The organism is Patulibacter sp. NPDC049589, assembly GCF_040675535.1.
GTDB lineage: Bacteria > Actinomycetota > Thermoleophilia > Solirubrobacterales > Solirubrobacteraceae > Patulibacter.
The window spans coordinates 1-21282 of record NZ_JBFAPC010000007.1; the positions used below are offsets into that span (position 1 = coordinate 1).

The 21282-nt window shown below is 71.7% G+C and carries 20 protein-coding genes; 14 read left to right on the forward strand and 6 right to left on the reverse strand.

Translation table 11 applies throughout. The features are described 5' to 3' along the window. The first annotated feature begins 299 nt into the window (after positions 1-299). From mltG to AB0L40_RS02330, 12 genes are all read left to right on the forward strand, one after another. Positions 300-1439 (forward strand): endolytic transglycosylase MltG, encoded by a 1140-nt coding sequence (gene mltG, locus AB0L40_RS02275; protein ID WP_364348526.1) that lies wholly within the window; start codon positions 300-302, stop codon positions 1437-1439. Beyond that, the gene (gene aroE / locus AB0L40_RS02280) at positions 1436-2278 is read left to right on the forward strand and encodes a shikimate dehydrogenase (RefSeq protein ID WP_364348529.1); all 843 of its coding nucleotides are present in this window, start codon (positions 1436-1438) and stop codon (positions 2276-2278) included. The genes mltG and aroE overlap by 4 nt, the downstream gene beginning before the upstream one ends. A gap of 405 nt (positions 2279-2683) precedes the next feature. Further along, positions 2684-4471 (forward strand): GspE/PulE family protein, encoded by a 1788-nt coding sequence (locus tag AB0L40_RS02285; RefSeq protein WP_364348532.1) that lies wholly within the window; start codon positions 2684-2686, stop codon positions 4469-4471. 195 nt (positions 4472-4666) lie between these two features. After that, positions 4667-5797, forward strand: coding sequence for a type IV pilus twitching motility protein PilT (locus AB0L40_RS02290; protein ID WP_364348535.1), 1131 nt, complete (start codon positions 4667-4669; stop codon positions 5795-5797). A 21-nt stretch (positions 5798-5818) separates the two neighbouring features. Next, positions 5819-7027: a type II secretion system F family protein gene (locus AB0L40_RS02295; protein WP_364348538.1), complete on the forward strand. Its 1209-nt coding sequence runs from the start codon at positions 5819-5821 to the stop codon at positions 7025-7027. Between the two features lie 171 nt (positions 7028-7198). Beyond that, a complete protein-coding gene (locus AB0L40_RS02300) occupies positions 7199-8254 on the forward strand; it encodes an LLM class flavin-dependent oxidoreductase (protein ID WP_364348541.1) in 1056 nt (351 codons plus the stop codon). Positions 8255-8750: 496 nt separating this feature from the next. Further along, complete coding sequence (locus tag AB0L40_RS02305; protein ID WP_364348544.1) at positions 8751-9617, forward strand: ABC transporter substrate-binding protein; 867 nt, start codon at positions 8751-8753, stop codon at positions 9615-9617. A 3-nt stretch (positions 9618-9620) separates the two neighbouring features. After that, complete coding sequence (locus AB0L40_RS02310) at positions 9621-10562, forward strand: amino acid ABC transporter permease (RefSeq protein ID WP_364348547.1); 942 nt, start codon at positions 9621-9623, stop codon at positions 10560-10562. Further along, complete coding sequence (locus AB0L40_RS02315) at positions 10559-11335, forward strand: amino acid ABC transporter ATP-binding protein (RefSeq protein WP_364348550.1); 777 nt, start codon at positions 10559-10561, stop codon at positions 11333-11335. Before AB0L40_RS02310 ends, AB0L40_RS02315 begins: the two co-directional genes overlap by 4 nt. A 101-nt stretch (positions 11336-11436) precedes the next feature. Beyond that, on the forward strand, positions 11437-12651 hold the full coding sequence (locus AB0L40_RS02320; RefSeq protein WP_364348553.1) for a hypothetical protein: 1215 nt from the start codon (positions 11437-11439) through the stop codon (positions 12649-12651). 73 nt (positions 12652-12724) lie between these two features. Then, positions 12725-12919: a type II toxin-antitoxin system HicA family toxin gene (locus AB0L40_RS02325; protein WP_364348556.1), complete on the forward strand. Its 195-nt coding sequence runs from the start codon at positions 12725-12727 to the stop codon at positions 12917-12919. A gap of 35 nt (positions 12920-12954) precedes the next feature. Then, positions 12955-13200, forward strand: a complete 246-nt coding sequence (locus AB0L40_RS02330; RefSeq protein WP_364348559.1) for a type II toxin-antitoxin system HicB family antitoxin — start codon at positions 12955-12957, stop codon at positions 13198-13200. Between the two features lie 134 nt (positions 13201-13334). Here AB0L40_RS02330 and AB0L40_RS02335 read toward each other — a convergent pair whose 3' ends face one another. The 4 genes from AB0L40_RS02335 to gluQRS all read right to left on the reverse strand — a co-directional run bounded on the left by AB0L40_RS02335 (position 13335) and on the right by gluQRS (position 17205). After that, positions 13335-14036, reverse strand: coding sequence for a stage II sporulation protein M (locus AB0L40_RS02335; RefSeq protein WP_364348562.1), 702 nt, complete (start codon positions 14034-14036; stop codon positions 13335-13337). 79 nt (positions 14037-14115) lie between these two features. Further along, a complete protein-coding gene (locus AB0L40_RS02340; protein WP_364348565.1) occupies positions 14116-15285 on the reverse strand; it encodes an HRDC domain-containing protein in 1170 nt (389 codons plus the stop codon). Positions 15286-15332: 47 nt separating this feature from the next. Beyond that, complete coding sequence (locus AB0L40_RS02345) at positions 15333-15755, reverse strand: hypothetical protein (protein WP_364348568.1); 423 nt, start codon at positions 15753-15755, stop codon at positions 15333-15335. A 520-nt stretch (positions 15756-16275) separates the two neighbouring features. After that, positions 16276-17205 carry a tRNA glutamyl-Q(34) synthetase GluQRS gene (gene gluQRS, locus AB0L40_RS02350; protein ID WP_364348571.1) on the reverse strand — a complete coding sequence of 310 codons (930 nt, stop codon included), beginning with the start codon at positions 17203-17205 and terminating at the stop codon, positions 16276-16278. A gap of 63 nt (positions 17206-17268) precedes the next feature. Between gluQRS and AB0L40_RS02355 the strand changes: the two genes are divergently transcribed. Both AB0L40_RS02355 and AB0L40_RS02360 read left to right on the forward strand, forming a co-directional pair. Next, on the forward strand, positions 17269-17736 hold the full coding sequence (locus AB0L40_RS02355) for a hypothetical protein (protein WP_364348574.1): 468 nt from the start codon (positions 17269-17271) through the stop codon (positions 17734-17736). A gap of 2 nt (positions 17737-17738) precedes the next feature. Continuing rightward, positions 17739-18263: a hypothetical protein gene (locus AB0L40_RS02360; RefSeq protein WP_364348577.1), complete on the forward strand. Its 525-nt coding sequence runs from the start codon at positions 17739-17741 to the stop codon at positions 18261-18263. A 102-nt stretch (positions 18264-18365) separates the two neighbouring features. On the opposite strand, the gene AB0L40_RS02365 is transcribed toward AB0L40_RS02360, so the two are convergent. Beyond that, positions 18366-18854: a hypothetical protein gene (locus AB0L40_RS02365; protein WP_364348580.1), complete on the reverse strand. Its 489-nt coding sequence runs from the start codon at positions 18852-18854 to the stop codon at positions 18366-18368. A 319-nt stretch (positions 18855-19173) separates the two neighbouring features. Further along, on the reverse strand, positions 19174-21249 hold the full coding sequence (locus AB0L40_RS02370) for a hypothetical protein (RefSeq protein ID WP_364348583.1): 2076 nt from the start codon (positions 21247-21249) through the stop codon (positions 19174-19176). Positions 21250-21282: the final 33 nt, after the last annotated feature.

Sequence of the window (21282 nt, forward strand, 5' to 3'; positions counted from 1 at the left end):
GCGGGTATTCCGTCGTAGAAGTTCAGCGTTCGCCGGATCGGGTTCTACTGCGACGATGCGCGCGTGAGGGAACTTGCTTCGCAAATACAGATGCACCGCCCGGTGCGACCGGCGCCGGCGCGACGCCCTCGCAGCGCGAGATCCACGACTGGTTCGGCTCGGACTCGACTGGGGACCACGACGCGTCGTTCGACGACGGTCCCGATCGCCGTGGCCCCGTGGCGGCCGCCGCCGGCGGCCGTGGTCGTGACGACGGACGCGACGACCGGGGGCGCGAAGGGCCCGACGGCGACGGCCTCGTGCCCCTGCGCCCCGCCGGCCGCGTCCCGACCGCGGCCCCGGCGACCGTGCACACCCGCACGGCCCCCGCCCGCCGCGGCGTGTCGCGCATCGCGGCGGTCGTCGTCCTCGTCCCGCTGGTCGTCCTCGTGGCGGCCGCGATCTTCCTCTTCCAGCCCTTCCACGGCGAGGGCAAGGGTGAGATCCGCGTCAAGATCCCGCCCGGATCCTCGGTCGACGACATCGGCCGCCTGCTGAAGGACAAGGGCGTCGTCAGCAACTCGCTGGCGTTCGCGATCCGTGCGCGACTGTCGGGCGACGGGGCGAACCTCAAGGCCGGCACGCTGCGCCTGAAGAAGGGCATGTCCTACGGCTCGGCGCTGACCGCGTTGCAGCAGGACCCGCTGCCGCCGTCGGTCGTCCGCGTGTCGATCCCGGAGGGTCTCTCGCGCAGCGAGGTCGCGTCGTCGATCCGCAAGGGCGGGGTGTCGGGCAGCTACCTGACCGCCAGCGCCAAGTCGCCGGGCTTCGACCCGAAGGACTTCGGCCAGCCCAAGAAGCGCAAGGGCCTCGAGGGCTTCCTCTTCCCGGCAACGTACGAGCTGCAGCGCGGCGGGGCGACGAGCGCCGCGCTCGTCGCGGAGCAGCTGAAGACGTTCCGCGTGAACTTCGACAAGGTCTCGATGACCCGCGCCAAGCGCGCGCAGCTGACGCCCTACGATGTGCTGATCGTGGCGTCGATGATCGAGCGCGAGGTCCGCGTGCCGTCGGAGCGCAAGCTCGTCGCCGCGGTCATCTGGAACCGCCTGAAGGACGACATGCCGCTCGGCATCGACGCGACCACGCGGTACGCGGTCAAGAACTGGACGCGCCCGCTGAAGCAGAGCGAGATCGACAGCAAGACGCCGTACGACACGCGCTACCGCAAGGGCCTGCCGCCGACCCCGATCGGCTCCCCGGGCCTGGCCTCGATCCGCGCGGCCGCGAACCCGTCGCGGGCGAAGTACCTCTACTACGTCGTCAAGCCCTGCGGCGACGGGCGTCACAACTTCGCGACCGACAACGCGCAGTTCCAGAGGGACAGCGCCGCCTACACCGCCGCGCAGAAGCGCGCCGGGGGCGACCCCTCGCCGAAGAACGCCAAGGGCTGCAAGTCGTGACCGGCGGCCGGCGGCCGTCCGCCGCGGCCGCCGACCCCGGTCGCGGCTGGCGGCTGGGGGTCTTCGGCTGGCCGGTCGCCCACAGCCGGTCGCCGGCGATGCACACCGCGGCGCTGGAGTCCCTGGGACTCGGCCATTGGCGCTACGGCGCGCTCCCCGTGCCGCCGGAGCGCATCGACGCCGCCCTCGCGGCGCTGGCGGAGTCCGGCTTCGCGGGCGCCAACGTGACGATCCCGCACAAGCACCACGCGCTGCGCGCGGCGGACGTCCTGACCCCCGCCGCGGCCGAGATCGGCGCCGCGAACACGCTGACCGTCCTCGGCGACGGGACGCTGGAGGCCGACAACACCGACGCGCCGGGCCTGATCGACGTGCTCGGCGAGCCCGCGGCCGGCCGCACGGCGCTCGTCCTCGGCGCGGGCGGCAGCGCCCGCGCGTGCGTCTGGGCGCTCCGCGAGGCCGGCTGCTCCCGCGTGGCCGTCTGGAACCGGACGACCGCCCGGGCGACCGAGCTCGCCGACGATCTCGGCGTCGACGCCGTGACCGACGCGTTCGCCGCGGACCTCCTCGTCAACTGCACGTCGGTCGGCCTGCACGACCCGGCGGAGACGTTCGACCTGCTCCCGGTCGCGCCCGCCGGCCTGGCGGACCACCGCGTCGTCGTCGACCTCGTCTACCGCTCCGGCGGGACGCCGCTGCTGCACGCGGCCGAGGCGGCCGGCACCCGCACGGTCGACGGCCTCGCGATCCTCGTCGCGCAGGGGGCCCGCAGCCTCGAGCGCTGGACGGGCCGACCGGCGCCCCGGGACGTCATGGACGCGGCCGTCCGCCGCGACTGAACGCACGACGCGCTGCTCGGTCCGACCGGACCGCGGACGCATGACCCGCCCGCCGGTCCGTCTCGACCGCGTGCGCGACCCGCCCGTCGATTCGTCTCGACCAAGCGCGCGGCGGACCCACGACGCGCCCGTCGGTCCGTCCGGACGGACTCCCGTGCCCGCGGACCACCACCGGACGCTCTCCTGCACCCACGCCGCCGGGTCGCGCCGTGGCCGCCCGGACACCGCCATCCGGCGGAGTGGATGCACGCCGGATGGCCTGAACGTCCAGGATTCGTGGACGCGAACGCCGCCGCCGGGATCCGCCGATCGTCCGCCTTCAAGCTTCGGAGCCGGTGCCGATCACGCTGCAGATCCGGCGAAAGCTCGTGTCGGGGCGCGACTTGGCCGATACTCGTGGGGAACGTGCTGGATCAACCGTCACTGGGAGCCGAGGAGGAGACCTCCGCCGCCGCGCCGCCGCGCTCGAACGAGCCCGAGCTGCTGCCGCTCGAGCGCGCGCTGTCGTCGCCGCGCCTGGAGCTCTCCGGCCTGCCCCTGACCGAGATCCTCGTCGCCCGCGGTGCCGAGCCCGCGAAGGTCCGGGAGGCGGTCGCCGCGGCGCGGGAGCGCGAGCTGCCGCTGGACCGCGCGGTCGTGGAGCTCGGCGTGTGCACGGGGGACGGCGTCGCCCGCGCCCTCGCGGACCGCTTCGGCCTCGATCACCTCGACCTCGCGCACACCCAGCCGGACCCGTCCGTCACCGGCGTCCTGTCGGCCGACGACGCCCGCGCCTACCAGGCGGTCCCCGTCGCCCGCCTGGGCAGCGAGCTCGTGATCGCGATCGCGGACCCGAGCAACATGCTGATCGCCGAGGACCTGGCAATGCTGACGCGCAGCACCGTGCGGCTCGCCGTCGCGGCGCGCGAGGACGTGCAGGTCCGTCTCGCGTCGCTGACCCACCTCGACGACGCCGTCAAGCGCGCCACCCCCGACGCTCCGACCGACGGCACGGGCGGCCAAGACGAGGCCATCGACGTCCGGTCCGGCAAGGAGGACGCGCCCGTCATCAATCTCGTCAACACGGTGCTCGCGCAGGCGATCGAGCGCCGCGCCTCCGACGTCCACTTCTCGCCGCTCGAGCACGGCATGCGCGTCCGCTTCCGCATCGACGGCGTGCTGAGCGAGACTGCCACGGTCCCCAAGGCGCTGGTCCCCGGGCTCGTCAGCCGGCTGAAGGTCATGGCCGACCTCGACATCGCCGAGCGACGCCGCTCGCAGGACGGACGGGTCAGCATCTCGATCGACGGCCGCGGCGTCGACCTGCGCGCCGTGACGCTGCCGTCGGTCCACGGCGAGGCCGTCGTCCTGCGCATCCTCGACCGCGCCGACGGCGTGATCACGCTCGACCGCCTGGGGATGGGCCTCGAGGACCGCAGCCGCTTCGAGGCCGCGTTCTCCAAGCCCTACGGCGCGATCCTCGCCACCGGCCCGACCGGCTCGGGCAAGAGCACGTCGCTCTACGCGGCGCTCCAGCGCCTGAACACCGCGGACCGGCACATCGTCACGATCGAGGACCCGGTCGAGCGCCAGCTCGACGGCGTCACGCAGGTACAGGTCAACAACCGCGCCGGGGTCACCTTCGCCAACGGGCTGCGCTCGATGATGCGCGCCGACCCCGACGTGATCATGGTCGGCGAGATCCGCGACGCCGAGACCGCCAAGATCGCGGTGGAGTCCGCGCTCACCGGCCACCTGGTGCTCTCGACGCTGCACACCAACGATGCGCCCACGGCCGTCACCCGCCTGCTGGAGATGGGCGTCGAGCCGTTCCTCGTCGCGTCGGCGATCGAGTGCGTCGTCGCCCAGCGTCTCGCGCGGTCGTTGTGCGAGACCTGCAAGCGCCCGGTGCGGATGCCGGCCGAGCTCGTCCGTCAGCAGGGCTTCGAGGTCGACGGCGACGTGGACGTCTTCGAGGCGGTCGGCTGCGGCCGCTGCGGCGACACCGGCTACCGCGGCCGCGTCGGCCTCTACGAGGTCATGGTCGTCGACGAGGAGATGCGCAGCATGATCGTCGAGCGCGCGCCGATCGACCGGATCACCGCCCACGCGGTCGCCTCCGGCATGGTGCGGCTGCGGCAGGACGGCCTGCGCAAGGTCCTGAGCGGCAAGACGTCGTTCGCCGAGATCACGCGCGTCACCGGCGACGCCTGAGGACAGGGGGCCGGGCCCCGCCCCGAGCGTCCCGGACCCGACCGCGTTCCGATGCGGCGAGGCTCGGGGCACCCGGGCCGCCCGCTCCCGACCGCACGAGAGTTGGGCGACGCTGTCCACTGCGGTCCACCGTTCGTCCACCCGGGGTGTCCGGCCTCACCAGGGACGGGGCCACTGGCCGATCGGTTGAGGGCCATGGCGATCCAATTCCACGATCTCGTCCAGGCGATGATCGCCCACGACGCGTCGGACCTCCACCTCACGGCGGAGAGCCCCCCGATGATCCGCGTCCGCGGCTCCCTGGTTCCCGTCCCGGGCATGGAGCTCCTCGACACCGTCGCCTGCCGCGAGCTCGTCTACGGCCTGCTCACGACCCCTCAGCGGCAGAAGCTGGAGACCGAGCGCCAGGTCGACTTCGCCTACCCGATCCCGGGCGTCGCCCGCTTCCGCGTCAACGCGTTCCAGCAGCGCGGCGCGACCGGCGCGGCCCTGCGCCTGATCCCCGACCGCATCCGCACGCTCGCCGAGCTCGGCCTGCCGGACGTCATCGGCGATCTGACCCAGAAGCCCCGCGGTCTCGTCCTCGTCACCGGCCCGACGGGCTCCGGCAAGTCGACGACGCTCGCGGCGATGATCGACAAGATCAACCTCGAGCGCCACGACCACATCCTCACGATCGAGGACCCGATCGAGGTCCTGCACCCGCACAAGGGCTGCATCGTCAACCAGCGCGAGCTGGGGACGGACGCGACGAGCTTCGGCGCGGCGCTCAAGGCGGCCCTCCGCCAGGACCCGGACGTCATCCTCGTCGGCGAGATGCGCGACATCGAGACGATGGGCACCGCCCTGACGGCCGCCGAGACCGGCCACCTCGTCTTCGCGACGCTGCACACCCAGGACGCGCCGCAGACCGTCGACCGCATCATCGACTCGTTCCCCGCCGCCCAGCAGAACCAGGTCCGGATGCAGCTGGCATCGGCCCTGCAGGGCGTCCTCTGCCAGCAGATCCTCCCGACGGCCGACGGCACCGGCCGGCTCTGCGCGATGGAGATCATGATTCCGACGGCCGCGATCCGGAACCTCATCCGCGAGGGCAAGACGCACCAGATCCGCTCGTCGATCCAGACCGGCCAGCGCTACGGCATGCAGACGCTCGAGACGTCGCTCGTCGAGCTCGTGCAGGCCGGCAAGCTCGACCGCTCCGTCGCCGAGCAGCGCGCCAACGAGGTCGGCGACCTCCGCCGCCTGCTGGACAACGCCGGCGAGGACCCCCGTCCGATGTCGCCCGCCCTCGACCCGGCGCAGCGCGAGCTGTCCGCCCTCTAGTCCTCGGAGGACCCGGCCACCATGAGCACCTACTCCTACCTCGCGCTCGAGCCCACGGGCAGCCGCGCCAAGGGCGAGCTCGACGCGGACAACGCCGACGCGGTCTCCGACCTGCTCCGCCAGCGGGGCATGATCCCGCTCTCGGTCGATCTCAAGCGGGCGGCGTGGAACCTCGAGATCAAGCTCTTCGAGCGCGTCAAGGCGCGCGACATGGTCATCTTCTCGCGGCAGTTCGCGACGATGATCTCGTCGGGGATGACGGTGCTCCGGGCGCTGTCGGTCCTGGAGCTGCAGACCGAGAACGACAAGTTCAAGGAGGTCCTGGCTCAGGTCCGCACCGACGTCGAGGGCGGCGCGTCCCTGTCGGAGGCGATGGAGCAGCACCCCCGGGTCTTCAGCCGCCTGTTCGTGGCCCTCGTCCACGCCGGCGAGATCGGCGGCATCCTCGAGGACGCCCTCGAGCGCGCCGCCGACCAGCTCGAGAAGGACGACAAGCTCAGGCGCGCCGTCAAGAGCGCGCTCATCTACCCGAGCGTGGTCATCTCGTTCGCGCTGATCGTGGTGCTGGCGCTCGTGGCGTTCCTCGTCCCGGTGTTCGCCGGCGTGCTGGAGGACTTCAACAGCAAGCTGCCCGCGATCACGCAGATCACCGTGTCGATGAGCGACGCCGTCACGGGCTACTGGTGGGCCGGGCTGATCGTCATCGCCGCCACGGTGTTCGGCGTTCGCCAGTACGTCCGGACGGAGCAGGGGCGTCGCAACAAGGACAAGCTGTTCCTGAAGCTGCCGCTGAAGATCGGGACCATCGTCCAGAAGGTCGCGATCGCCCGCTGGTCCCGCACCTTCGGCACCTTGGCCGCGGCCGGGGTCCCGCTCCTGCACGCCGTCGAGATCACCGGCCGCACCTCGGGCAACAGCGTGATCGAGGACGCGATGGCCGACGTCGCCGAGAGCATCCGTCGCGGCGGCACCATCGCCGCCCCGCTGCGCGAGGCCCCGGTCTTCCCGCCGATGGTCTCCCACATGGTCGGCGTCGGCGAGGAGACGGGCGATCTCGACTCCATGCTGTCCAAGGTCGCGGACTTCTACGAGGACGAGGTCGACGCCGCCGTCAAGGCGCTGATGTCGATCCTCGAGCCGGTCCTGATCGTCGTCATCGGCGCGGCCGTCGGCTTCATCGTGATCTCGATGTACCTGCCGCTGTTCGCGGTCTACGACTCGATCAAGTAGGCGCGACACGCGCCACACGGGAGGATCCGGGGCTGCGTCGCACGCGGCCCCTCGTCGTCCGCGCGAGCCCGGCGGACTAAGCGGACCACGGTCCATATAGGGCCCGGATCTGTCATCATGGGCTCCAGGCGCCGGATCGTCGATCCCGGCCTCGCACCGCAGGAGCACGCCATGGAACTCGGAATCGCCACCTTCGCCGACGTCGGACGCGATCCGTCCACCGGGCGCCTGGTCACGCCGGAGCAGCGCCTCGCGGACCTGCTGGAGGAGGCCGAGCTCGCCGAGCAGGTCGGCCTCGACGTCTTCGGACTGGGGGAGCACCACCGCCCCGACTACGCCGTCTCCGCCCCGGCCGTCGCGCTCGCGGCCATCGCGGCGCGCACCTCGAAGATCCGCCTGACCAGCGCCGTGACGGTCCTCTCGTCGGACGACCCGGTCCGCGTCTTCCAGCAGTTCGCGACGCTCGACCTGCTGTCGCACGGCCGCGCCGAGATCATGGCCGGCCGCGGCAGCTTCACCGAGTCGTTCCCGCTCTTCGGGCAGGACCTCGAGGACTACGACGACCTCTACGAGGAGAAGCTCGGTCTGCTCCTCGAGATCCGTGCGAACGAGCACGTCACGTGGTCGGGCACCCACCGCGCGCCGCTCGAGAACGCCGGGATCTACCCGCGGCCCGTCCAGGACCCGCTGCCGGTGTGGGTCGCCGTCGGCGGCACGCCGCAGTCGGTGGCCCGCGCGGGCCTGCTGGACCTGCCGCTGACGATCGCGATCCTGTCCGGCAGTTTCGACGGTTACGTGCCGCTCGTGGACCTCTACCGCCGGGCGCGGGAGCACGCCGGACTGGACCCGGCCGCCGGCCGGATCGCCATCAACACCCACACCTGGGTGGCTCCGACGTCGAAGCAGGCGGCCGACGAGTTCTGGCCCGCGTACTCGCCGATGATGAACCGCATCGGCCGCGAGCGCGGCTGGCCCCCGATGACGCGCGAGGCGTTCGACGCCCAGCGCTCCGGGCTCAACGCGCTGGGGGTCGGTTCCACCGAGGAGCTGACGGCGAAGATCCTCCACGCCCACGAGCTCTTCGGCAACGACCGGTACATGGGTCAGTTCGCGCTCGGCGCCATGCCGCACGCGCAGGTCCTGAAGGCCATCGAGCTCTTCGGTGCCGAGGTTGCGCCGGCGGTCCGGGCCGAGGTCGCCCGGCGCGCGGCGCCGGCGGCCGTCTGACCCCGAGGGCCGTGGCCTGACCCGGCCGGGGTGGGCGTCGCCCCGGCCTGCCTCGCTGCGACCGATGCCGGCGACGGCTCGGGGCGGCCGGTCGCCCGCGGTGGCGTGGTCGCACCCCTCGCGGACGGACGTTCGGCCGCGGGGTGGAGCGACCCTCCATGTTACCGCTGTACACCGATTTTGTGGTCGATTGCAGGGGAAATCACTGATCGGGTGGACGATCTGACGGAGATTGCGGTCCTGCACCACACGGGTTGCCGGGTGGCGCGATCCCGCTCTCAGCGGGGAGGGTGTCGGGTGCTCCACACGGAGCAGATGAGCCGTGCGACGGGCGCCGAAACGGACGCATCGGGCCTCGGCGACTGGCATACGATCACCCCGATCGACTGGGTGCTCGCCGCCGGACGCTGGGTCCCCGGCTCCCTCGCCATCCGTCACGAATCAAGGAGATCCGGTGCGTACACCGACACTAGGGGCATTCGCCGCCACGGCCGTGATGGCCCTCGCCGTCACGGGCTGTGGCAGCGACGACGACGACAGCACGACGACCAGCGCGAGCACGGGCACGACGGCCGCCGCGACGGCGACCGTCAACGACGCCGCGGTCGCGCTGCTGCCCGCCGAGGTCAAGTCGAAGGGCACGCTCACCGTCGCCGCCGACGCCTCGTACCCGCCGAACGAGTTCTTCGACAAGGACGGCAAGACGATCATCGGGCTCGATCCCGACCTGGCGCAGGCCCTCGGCACGGCGCTCGGCCTGAAGATGGAGGTCAAGAACGCCGGCTTCGACGGCATCATCGCCGGCCTCGCCTCGGGCAAGTACGACCTCGGCATGTCGTCCTTCACCGACAACAAGGAGCGCGAGAAGGTCGTCAACTTCGTGACATACCTGAGCGCCGGCACGTCGTTCTTCGTCAACGCGCAGAAGAACCCCGCCATCACCGATCTCGCCAGCCTCTGTGGCTACAAGGTCGCCGTCGAGAAGGGCACCGTCCAGCTCGACGACGCCACGGCGCAGAGCAAGAAGTGCGGCTCCAAGAAGCTGACCGTGCTGCCGTACCCGGACCAGAACGGCGCCAACCAGGCGCTCGCCTCGGGCCGCGCCGACGTGTCGATGGCCGACTCCCCGGTCGCCGACTACCAGGTGAAGCTGTCCAACGGCCAGCTGAAGCTCGCGGGCACCCCGTACGGCACGGCGCCGTACGGCATCGCGATCCCGAAGAACCTGGACATCACCAAGGCGCTTCAGGCCGCGCTCAAGGGCCTCATCACCGACGGCACCTACCAGAAGATCCTCGACAAGTGGGGCCTCGAGAAGAGCGCCGCGATCGCGGATCCCGTCATCAACGGCGCGCAGGATTAGTCGGTGGCGACCAGCACCCCGCAGCCCGGGGAGGACGCGGGCGACATCAAGGCGGTTCCCGTCCGGCACTACGGCCGCTGGGCCGTGGCCGCGGTGGTGCTGGTCGTCGTCGCGTCGCTCGTCTACTCGGCGGCGAACAACGACCGGTTCAAGTGGGACATCTTCGGGGACTACCTGTTCTCCGACCGCGTCATGCGTGGCCTGTGGCTGACCATGTGGCTGTCGGTCGTGGCGACGGTGATCGGGGTGGTCCTCGGCACGATCCTCGCGGTGATGCGGCTGTCGACGAACCCCGTGCTGAGCACGATCTCGCTCGTCTACATCTGGGCGTTCCGCGGGACCCCGGTGCTCGTTCAGATCTTCCTCTGGGCGTTCATCGGGTCGATCTATCCCGAGATCACCTTCGGCGTGCCGTTCGGCGGGCCGGATCTGATCAGCAGCAACAGCAACGACCTGATCAAGCCGATCACTGCGGCCATCCTCGGCCTCGGCCTGAACTTCGCGGCGTACCAGGCCGAGATCGTCCGCGCCGGGCTGCTCTCGGTCGACGAGGGCCAGGTCGAGGCCGCCAAGGCGCTCGGCATGACGGGCGCGAACACGATGCGCCGGATCGTGCTGCCTCAGGCGATGCGCGTGATCATCCCGCCGACCGGCAACCAGGCGATCGACATGCTCAAGACGAGCTCCCTGGTCAGCGTGATCGCGGTCTCCGACCTGCTCTACAGCGTGCAGCTGATCTACGGACAGAACTACCAGCAGATCCCGCTCCTGTTCGTGGCGTGCTTCTGGTACCTGCTGCTCACGACCATCTTCACGATCGGCCAGTACTACCTCGAGCGGCACTACGCCAAGGGCAACCTCCGGGAGCTGCCGCAGACGCCGGTGCAGCGCGCCCGGGCGATGGCGGCATCCGTGCGCTTCGGCGGGACGGGGAACTCCATATGACCGCTCCTGGACGCACGCCGATGGTCCTCGCCCGGAACGTGCACAAGCGCTTCGGCCTGAACGAGGTGCTGAAGGGCATCGACATGACGGTGGAGCGCGGCGAGGTCGTCTGCCTGCTGGGGCCCTCGGGCTCGGGCAAGTCGACGTTCCTGCGCTGCATCAACCACCTCGAGACGATCAACCGCGGCCGGATCACCGTCGACGGCGACATCGTCGGCTACCGCGAGAAGGACGGCCGGCTGTACGAGCTGCCGGAGAAGGTCGCCGTGCGGCAACGCGCGGAGATCGGGATGGTCTTCCAGCGGTTCAACCTGTTCGCGCACAAGACGGCGCTGGACAACATCACCGAGGCCCCGGTCCTCGTGAAGGGGATCGCCCGCAAGGACGCCGAGCGGCGTGGTCTGGAGCTGCTCGAGCGGGTCGGCCTCGGGGACCGCGGCGGGGCGTACCCGTCGCAGCTCTCGGGCGGCCAACAGCAGCGCGTGGCGATCGCCCGGGCGCTGGCGATGGATCCGAAACTCATGCTGTTCGACGAGCCGACGTCCGCGCTGGACCCCGAGCTCGTGGGCGACGTCCTGGACGTCATGCGCGACCTCGCCAAGGCCGGCATGACGATGGTCGTCGTGACGCACGAGATCGGGTTCGCCCGCGAGGTCGGCGACCGCGTCGTCTTCATGGACGGCGGCGTCGTCGTCGAGGAGGGCGATCCCGCGCAGGTCCTCGACGCCCCGCGCGAGGCCCGCACGAAGGCGTTCCTCTCCAAGGTGCTTTGACGGACGGTCGGGCGGTCGTTGCCGACCGCCCGACCGTCTAGGCTCCACGCAGCGCTCGTGCACGCGGGCGCGTAGGTCGTTCGGTCCCTCCGGGAGGTCCCATGCGTCACGACCCGATCAACGTCACCAGCAGCGGCTCCGCGCCGCCGAGGGGCACGGCAGGCCGGCGCCCGCGCCGGGCGGCCACGCGGCCTCCCACGCCGCTGGACCTCGGCATCCCGGTCGCCTCCACGGAGGACCAGGGCGAGCTCCTGGCCGCCGAGGTCATGGACCCGGACCGCACCGAGCCGATCGTGTGCCTGTCGACGCGCGCGGGGGAGGACCGCCCTGCGTTCGATCACCACCGCGTCCGCAAGGAGGTCGGCCGCGACGCCATCATCCGCGCGGTGCGGACGGGCCCCGCGAGCCGCTTCCTCTCGCAGCTCCTGCCGCAGCAGCTCGGCGTCTTCGGCGGCGCGGCCCGCATCTGGTGGCCGGGCGTCGACGACGACTCCGATCCCCGGGATCACCCGCTGGTCCTCGACCGCATGGGCCGCTACGGCCCGCGCGCGGTCGAGGTGCTGGCGGAGCGGTTCGCGGAGGGTCCGCCCAAGGGCCCGTCGAAGCGTCCGCCCGTCGGCCCGAAGCACGGCGGCAAGCTCGTCGCGCTCCCGGGCGGGGCCGCCCGCGAGGCCGCCCGCCGACCCGAGGGGCCACTCCGCTCGCCCGCGGCGACGCCGGACCGCGACCAGCAGCTGCTGCTCGGGGCCCTGGACACCGCGCGTGACGAGATCCGCGGCCTGCGCGAGAAGCTCGCGGAGCTCCGCCTCGACGCGATGACCCCCGGCGACCGCAACGCCGCGATCGCGCGTCGCAAGGCGACGGAGATCCCGGAGCAGACCGCCACCCGCGGCGCCCGGCCGGACCAGATCGCCCAGCTGGCGATCCCCGAGGCCGTCCACCGCGACCGCGTCCGCGCCCACCACCTCGAGATCGTCGCCGCGTGGCTCGCCCGCGACCACGACGCCGGGCGGCGCGACCGTCCCCTGGGGCCGATCGCGCTGGGCGAGGGCTACCTGCCGTCGGTCGACGCGCACCGCGGCCGGGTCTCGCCCGGCGCCCTGGCGGCCGTCGCGGCCCGGATCGCGTCCGGCAAGCAGGGCGAGGCCGACGACCTCGACGTCGGCGCCTGGGTCGACGACTCCGGCAGCCAGGAGCTGCGCGCCGAGGACGGATCGCCCTGTTGGTCCTGTGCGGTCCCCGGCGTCGACGGCGGCCTGCGCCTGCGCTGGTGGACGCGCGAGGACGGCGCGGTGGAGCTGCGCGACCTGGTCTGAATGGCACCAGGCTTGCGCCGATCCCGTGCAGGTGACGGGCGGATGACGCTGGCGGTCGTATCGTCGGCGTCGCATGGCTGGCGCGATGAACCAGAAGGACTGGATCGAGCGGCTCGAGTCCGAGGGCTGGACGCGATCCGTCGGCGGCAAGCACCAGACCAAGATGATCAAGGCCGGCCATCGTCCGATCACCCTGCCGGAGCACCGACGCCGCGACTACCCCGCCGGGCTGTCGGCAGCCATCAGGAGACAGGCAGGCCCGAAGTGATGACGCGGCGGGAGTCGGGGGATACGATGGACGACGTGCCGGCCACACGGGAGATCACGATCGAGGTGCACTCCGAGGACGGCACGTTCTGGGCGACGGTCGCGGAGTTCCCGGGACTGTTCGCGACGGGAGACACGGAGCCCGAGCTCTTCGAGAACGTCGCGGAAGGACTCCGGGTGTACCTCAGCGAGGACGGCACGGTGGTCCGTCGAGTCACGCTCGACGATCCCGCTCCGACCCCGGGCGTGCGCACGGTGCGAAAGACGCTCCTCAGCGCCTGATGCCCTGGAGGACGTGCTCCGCGGAGCACAGTCCTCTGCGCTCAGCGACGACCTCGTGGTCGGTTGCGGTGGCGCCCACGATCCCGGGGTGCTGCCCGTCAGCGGCGCCGGCGATCACCGGGCGTCGTGCCGGCTCAGAAGAAGTCCGACGCGATGACGACCTCGACGAAGGCCGAGGCGATGACGACGGGGACGGCGATCAGGGTGCAGGCGGCGACGGCGGCGAGCAGGTCGCGGTTGCGGTCGCGGCTCTCGAGCCAGACCGCGGCGGCCAGCGGCAGGAAGACGGCGATCAGCTCTGGAACGGCGTGGGGGAGCAAGCGAACGAGGATGGCGGCCTGCGTCATGTCTCCCTGGGCCGCGATGTCGCTGAGGGAATGCCCGAGCACGAGGGCCTGCTGCAGGATCGAGTAGATCGTCAGCGCGATCACGAGCAGCAGCGCCGGTACCGACGCGTGCCGATGGATCCAGCCCTGGACCCCGGTCATCGCCGTGGCCTGGATCGGAAGGGACCGGCGGACCAGGTAGGTCGCGAAGCAGACCATCAGGTGCAGCAGCAGCACCGTGAGGTTGCGGCCGAGGATGAAGCCGAAGTCCGACCATCTCGCGCTCGGGTCGGCGGCGATCAGGGTGCCGCCGTCCCCCGACGGGGAAGCGGTGACCGACACGATGTAGGTCCCGAGCAGGAGGATCGCCGCGACCACGGCGCTGAGCGCGACCCACGGGAGGAGCTGCGAGGGGCGGCGGAGCCACGCACCGAGGGCGGCCCGGGTGTCGGATATCGCCGCGTCGCGGGCTGCGAGTCGCGCCGCGGCCATCTCGTCGCTGTGCGCCATGCACCGAAGGGTAGGGGTCGCGCGTCCGGATCAGGGGCGCTTCATCGTCCAACGCCGGCCGCCGACCGTGGCCGGGTGATCAACGTTCGGCGACGACCTTGTGGTCGGGGCCGACGCGGAGCGCCAGCTTCCCGTCCAGCAGCGCGAAGATGTCGTTGCCGACGACGTCGCCGCGCCAGCCCTGGAGGGTGCGGATCTCCGGCTGCGGGGTGCCGTCGCGCCACGCGGCGATGATCTTCTGCAGGTCCGAGCGGTTGGCCAGGAGCTCGTAGGCGAGCTCCTCCTGGTTCGCGCGCGTGCGCACCAGGGTCTCGGTCAGTGCCACGAGCTCCGGGTCGACCGGGTCCTGGCGGGCGGGACGGTCGCGCTCGACGGGGATCGGCTCGTAGTCGCGGCCCTCGGCGATCGCGCGCAGCAGGCGGTCGCCGCGGCGGTGCAGCGTCGCGTCCGTCACGCCGCGGATCTGCTGCAGGCGCTCACGGTCGCGGGGGCGACGCTTGGCGAGCTCGACGAGCGTCTGGTCCTGGAGGACGGTCGACGGCGGGCGGTCCGCCTCGGACGCCTCGTGCTCGCGCCACTCGAGCAGCCGGTACGCAACCGCCCGCTGCGCGGGGTCGAGGCCGTCGATGCGGGGGAGCCGCGGGAACAGGAGGTCCGGCTCCCGGCTGTCGCTGACGTCCTCGAGGTACCGGCACTCCTCGAGCGCCCAGTCCAGGCGGCCGAGGTCGACGAGCCGGTTCTGGATCGCCACGGAGAGCTGCAGCAGGTGCTGGACGTCCTCGGCGGCGTAGCGCTGCTGCTCGGCGCTCAGCGGGCGCTGCTCCCAGCGGGTGAAGCTCGCGGACTTCTCGAGCTTGACCTTGAGGACCTCGCGCAGCAGGGCGTCGTAGCCCATCTGCGACCGCAGACCGGCGAAGCCCGCCGCCAGCTGGGTGTCGAAGACGCCGTGGAGCTCGGTGTTCCACGTCCGCTTGAGCAGCGCGACGTCCTGCCGCGCGGCGTGGAGGACGACCTCGATCGACGGGTCGGCCAGGACCTCGGCGAGCGGGGTCGGGTCGAACTCGTCGGCGATCGGGTCGAGCAGCTCGATCCGGATGCCACCGCTGGGCGTGTCGACGGCGACCTGCGCGAGGCACAGGAGCGGTCGGTACCGCCCCTCGCCGACGAACTCGGTGTCGATGCCGAGCCGCCCGTGTTCGCGGGCGGCCTCGGCGAGTTCGCGGACGACGGTGTCGGTGGAGCTCGGCACGGGTCGGGCCAGCCTACCCGCGCGGGCCGACGCCCCGCGGGGCCCCGTCAGCGACGGGGCGGGCGACGACTCGGGCGCGATGCCCGGCGGGCTCCGGCGTGGGGGTGGGACTCGACGGCCGGGCCGACCGGCGCCGAGGCCGTCCGATCGGCCGGGACCGGGGCCGGCGTCCGCGGCATGATGTCGCCCTCGCGCTCTGCCCGCGAGAGGATCGTCTCGGGTGCCTCGTCCGGCCAGACGCCGTACTTGGTGTAGAACGCGCGGGCGCCCATCTCCTCGTCCCGGTCCTTCTCGCCGCGCAGGCCCATCTGGTGGATGCGGTTGGACACGACGACCCCGAGGCCGCCGCCGAGCATCAGGGCCGCGCCCTCCAGACCGATGATGTCAGGGCTGATGATGAGCATCGCCGCGCCGACGACGAAGATCAGAGCCGGGAGCCAGAAGCGGACGATCTTGACCGGCGTGAACACGAGCCCAGTGTCCCATCCCCCGTGGAGATCGAGGTACCGGGTCGGCGGGGGCGACGGTCAGCGCGGTTCGGCGGGGCCGAGTCGACACGGCGTTTCGCCGACCTCGACGAGGGCACGACGGGAGTCTGCATCCCTGCCGAGGGTCCGTGGCATGCCGACGCCGCTCCGCCCGAGCTCCATCATGCGTGCGGCACCCGGGCTGACAGGAGCGCGGACCGCATCGAAGATGAACACCTGAGACATACGACAAGGGTAGCGCGCCTACCTATCGATTCGAGGACGACGCCGAGCTCGTCGCCCCTCGGGGTGATGATGTCGATATCGCGGGTGCCGAAATCCTGCCGTGTGACCAGTGCGACAGCGGTTCCGCCGGACACGATCAGTGGTTCGACGCCTGCGTCCGCGCCGGCGCGCGCGGATGAGGCCCGCTGCGATCACGAGTCGCCGCACCGGCGAAACCTCGTTGCGCAGCGCGTCTTCGAATTGCGCTCGGTCGACCACGACCAGGACCGTACCGCCGTCAACCCAGCGGTCCGGCGACCGGGTCCCACCGCAACGGCGCGCCGTCGCGCAGGAGGGCCGGGTCGAACGCGACGACGAGCTCGGCGGGTGTCGGGAGCTCGCCGGGTGCGCACAGTCCGAGGCTCGCGGCCAGCTGGGACCGGACCACGTCGGCGTTCTCGCCCAGGGCCGCGCGGTCGGCCAGCGTGACCGCCCCGTCGCGCTTGGCGAGCCGGCGGCCGTCGGGCCCCAGAACCAGGGGCACGTGGAGGTACGTCGGTGGCCGGTGGCCGAGGACGGACGCCAGCCAGGCCTGGCGCGGCGCGCTCGAGGCGAGGTCGTCGCCGCGGACGACCTCCCCGACGCGCTGCTCGGCGTCGTCGACGACGACGGCCAGGTTGTAGGCGTACGTCCCGTCCCCGCGGCGGACGACGAAGTCGTCGACGGTGGCGGCGTAGATGCCGCTGACGGCGTCCTGCACGGCCTGCTCGACGGCCTCGGCGCGGACCCGGAGGGCGGAGGGGCGGCCGCGTTCCTCGTGCGCGCGGCGCGCGGCGGCGTCGAGGTGGGCGCACGTGCCGGGGTAGGCGCCCTCGGGCGCGTCGCCGTGCGGTGCCTCGGCGGCCTCCCGGATCTCGGCCCGGGTGCACCAGCACGGGTACACGAGGTCGAGCGACTCGAGCCGCGCGACCGCTGCGGCGTAGTGGTCCTCGCGCTCCGACTGGCGGACGACGTCCCCGTCCCAGTCGAGCCCCAGGGCCGCCAGGTCGCGCAGCTGCGACGCCTCGTGCTCCGGACGGCTACGTCCGCGGTCGAGGTCCTCGATCCGCATCAGGAAGCGTCCGCCGGTGCTGCGGGCCCGGAGCCAGGCGACCAACGCGGTGCGGAGGTTGCCGAGGTGCAGCGGCCCGCTCGGGCTGGGCGCGAACCGACCGTCGTGGTGGGCCATGTGGCCAGCGTAGCGGCGCGTCGCTACGCAGACCCCTTCCGCGCGTGCGTATGCTCGGCCCCGATGGAGTCCAGCCAGTTCAGCAAGCGCGGGGCGAAGGCCCGCGGCCTCGACGAGGGGTCCGCGGACGCCCCGATCGTCGACGAGGCGCACCGCGAGTGCTGGGTCTGCCGCGGCACCGGGAAGCTCATCTCCGGCGCCGACGGCGAGCCGCACGAGGTCGTCTGCCCGTGGTGCGAGGGGACGAAGCTGACGATCCCCGCGCACGACGCCCAGGAGCACCCCTCCGAGACGCCGCGCGAGAAGACGCCCGAGGAGATCGAGGCGGCGAAGGAGCGCGCCAAGGCGATGCTCGCCAAGCGCGGCGGGGCCAAGAAGGCCGCCGCGGGCGCCAAGAAGCCGGCCGCGAAGAAGACCACGGCGAAGAAGGCTCCGGCCAAGCGCGCCGCGGCGAAGAAGACCGACGCGCCGCCGGCCAACACGCCGATCCCGCGGCCGATCACCCGCAAGACGGTCAAGAGCGACGGCTGAGCGTGCCCGGCCCTGACCCGGAGGTCGGGGCCGAGGAACGCCACGACCCCGAGGTCGCGGCCGAGCACCTGCGCGAGCGCGTCTACGGGACGGTCTCGGTCCTCGCGTCGATCGTGACGCTGCTGGCCGCGGACCACGAGGGCCACGCCGTCGCCGCGGCGGTGACGCTGGTCGTCACCGTCGGCGCGCTCTGGGCGGCGAGCCTGTTCGCCGACCTCACCGCGCACCTGGCGGTGCACCAGACGGCGCCGAGTCGCCCCGCGGTCCGCGGCCTGTTCGCCAGCCACCGCGAGATCCTCGCGGCCGCGGTGCTGCCGACGGTCCTCGTCCTCAGCACCGAGACGGGCTGGTGGGAGCTCGACACCGCGCTGGGCTGGGCCGCGGGTGCGCAGATCGGGACGCTCGCCCTGGTCGGCGTGCTGGCCGTCCGCGGCACGAGGATCCCGCTGTGGGGCCGGATCGTCGTCGTCGCGGGTGAGGTCGCCCTCGGTCTGGCGATCGTCGGGATCAAGCTGCTGGCGCACTGATTCCGAGGTCTCGGGACCGCGGATCGGCGTCCCGATCCCGCCGAACCCGTGTGGGCCTCGGTCGCGGACGCGGCGCTGGTCGGCAGCCCGAGTCGCGGTCGTTCAGGCGGGGGAGGGCTCGGAGGTCGACGGCTGCTCCGGTGCCGTGTCCTCTGGGGTCCGCTTGTCCGGCGTCGTCCCGCCGCTCTCGGACGCGGGCCGGGCCGGCTTGACGACGAGCTCGCCGATGCTCTTGCCCGAGTCCTGGAGCTTCAGCGGGAAGCGGCCGGCGGTGACGGCGGTGACGATGACCGGGGTCGGGATCTTCCCGGCGATCGCCTCGTCCAGGCCGAACGCCTCGATCTGCAGCGTGTCGTCCTGCGCCAGCGTCACGTTCAGGGTGATCGTGTCGCCGACGTGCATGACGATCGGCTTCGACCGCGGAACGTTGGCGACCAGGCTGTCGTTGACCCGGGCCGCCGGCCGCACGATCGCGGTCTCCGTGTCGGTGCGGTCCCGGTCGATCCGGTCGCTGGTGGCGGCGAACCCGGCGACGAGCGCGAGCACCGCGACCATGGCGGTGGCGACGACGAGCAGGCGGATCGGTTGCATCGCGGTCCATTGTGGCGGATGGGCGCTTGCGCTGGGGGAGGAGGGGAGCGTCGCCGCGCGGCGACGAGTCCGGTGGGGTCGTCACGGTGGTGATCGGGGCGGTGGCCTGTGGGACGACGGCGTTGGTGGCCGGGACGAAGCACAGAAGGTTGAGGAGGGTGACGGCAGACGCGTCGATGGTCGCGCGTGTCACAAGCCGCTTGCCGGCGTCCGCTCCGAACTGGCCGGAATCGCTGGCCAATGTTGCGTGCTCGGGCTCAAAAACTCAGCCTGGCTCACAGGTCGAGCACGAACCGGCCTGCCGGAGATGCGCTCGTCGCTAGTCGGCAGCAACCAACGAGGCTGACGGCGGCACGTTTCGAAACGTGCCGGGCAACACAGAAGCGCTGTCAGGGAGAAGAATGCCCGACCGGATGATGGTCTCCTCGTTCCGCGATATGCCCGTGTAGTCGTTCTGGAGTCCGGTGAGCAGATTGGATACGGGCGAGAGGATGCCGCCGGGTCCGAGCAGGTTGGGTAGCACGACGTTGGCGGTGCCGGCGGCGGGAGCGCCGGACGGCGTGCCCGAGTAGTTCTGGAATCCGAGCGCCGCTTCTGCGTCGCAGGCGGCGCCGTTGCCGAACAGGTAGTCGGTGAGCCCGCACACCCGCTTGCGCTGGGCGACCTGGATGGTCACCGGCACCCCGCTTCCGGTGAGCCGCCCGATCAGCGTCGCCGGATCGAGGCTAGCAAGGGCGGTGTTCAAGCCGTCGCACGCCGTGGGTGACCCGGGGGCCGCCCTGTACTCGTAGCCGCCGAACACGGCATTGCCGAGTCCGGACAGCACGTTGTTGAGCAACGAGGTGACGCCGCCCAGCAACCCTCCAAGAAGCCCACTCGAGGCGCACGTCGTGGGGGTCGTCACCTGATCGGCAATGTCACCGGCGAGCTCGCCGGGGGTCGGCGTCAGTTGTCCGGGGTAGATGCCAACCTGGCCTCTCGCTCCGTCCGCCCACACGGCGCCCGTGACCGTTCCGGGCCTCTGGATGTGGACGACCTCACGCTTGACCGCATCCCTGCGCTCGGCGGTGGTGCAGACTCCGTCGTCGCCACATTCCTGCAGATTGAGCGCATAGACGACGGCGTTGATTTGCCCGGTGATCCGGACGCCCCCGCGAGCAACAATGAAGATCTTCGGCTTGAAGGGGTTCGTGGGCGTCCCACGGTTCGGACCTGCGCCCGCGAACGATCCGAGGTTGCAGAACTTCTCGCCGTCGCTCCCGACCTTGTCGATGTAGACCACGGTCTGGTCGGTGACCGTGGACCACTCGGTGTCCGTGAGGCACGGCGGCGGGACGGCAAGGGCGCTGGTCGGGTTCTTGACGTCGCCTACGGTCGAGTCGACCACCGCCTTCCGCAGGATCGGGCTCGACGCGCGGTACGCATCGATCGCCTCGGGCGGCGCCATCGTGTAACCGTCGAGGCCTGTGTACTGCGCGATGCCCAGGGCGTTGTTGAGTGCACCGAGACCCAGGGAGTTCGTGAGACCGGTGACGCCCGTCAGCACACCGCCGACGCAGAGGTTGAGATTGAGGACATTGTCGACCGTACCGCCGATCCCGGCACTGAGGGCATCGAGGAGGCCGCACCTCAGGCCGACCTTGGCGGTGTCGTCCTCGATCAGCTTCTTGGCTCCGTCGCCGAAGAGCGCTCCTGTGACGCCGCCGAGAAGGGGCCCCGTGAGAATCCCCGAGACCGTGCTCGACAAGTCGGTGGACATCTGACCGGCGCCGAAGGCGTAGTCGAGGGGCGCGTGGAACGTCGTCCCGCCCTGCTGGACCTTGCCGGCAACGGCGCGGGAGCGGCTCGTCGACTTGGCGCCTGTCGACCCTGTGGTCTTCGGCCGGACGTCTGCCTGTGCTCGGAGCCACATCGTACGCCTGCCGCCTAGCGTCCCGGTCGTGCCGGTGGTCCGGCTGAGGATCGCATCGGTCCAGCTGGCATCGGTGCTGACAGTCCCGCTGTCGAGCGTGGGGCAAAGCGAGATGCTCCACGACGCGCGGGCTCCAGCGCGGGCGAGGTAGTCGGTGACCTGAGCGGCGTCGCCGGTCTTCGTCGTGCGGAAATGAGCACGGACGTCTGTCTCGACTCGAGCGGCGAGGCCGGTACCGACTGTGGGCGTCAATGACCCAGTGAGACTCCCGGTGATGCGCTGGCATCCGGACGCCGCCCAGTCAGGCGACGAGCCGTCGCGGGCCAGGATGTTGGCGGTGCTGGCCAGTGCACCCTCGGCCAGCGTCTGGGCCGCATCGACCGTGCGCTGCTCCGCAGAGGCATTGCTCTGCCGGTCGACCAGCGCGAGCAGGACGAAACCGAGCGCGATCGCGACGGTGAGCAACGCGATGACGGCGACCATGACGAAGCCGGACTCACCGGACGTAACGGCCGT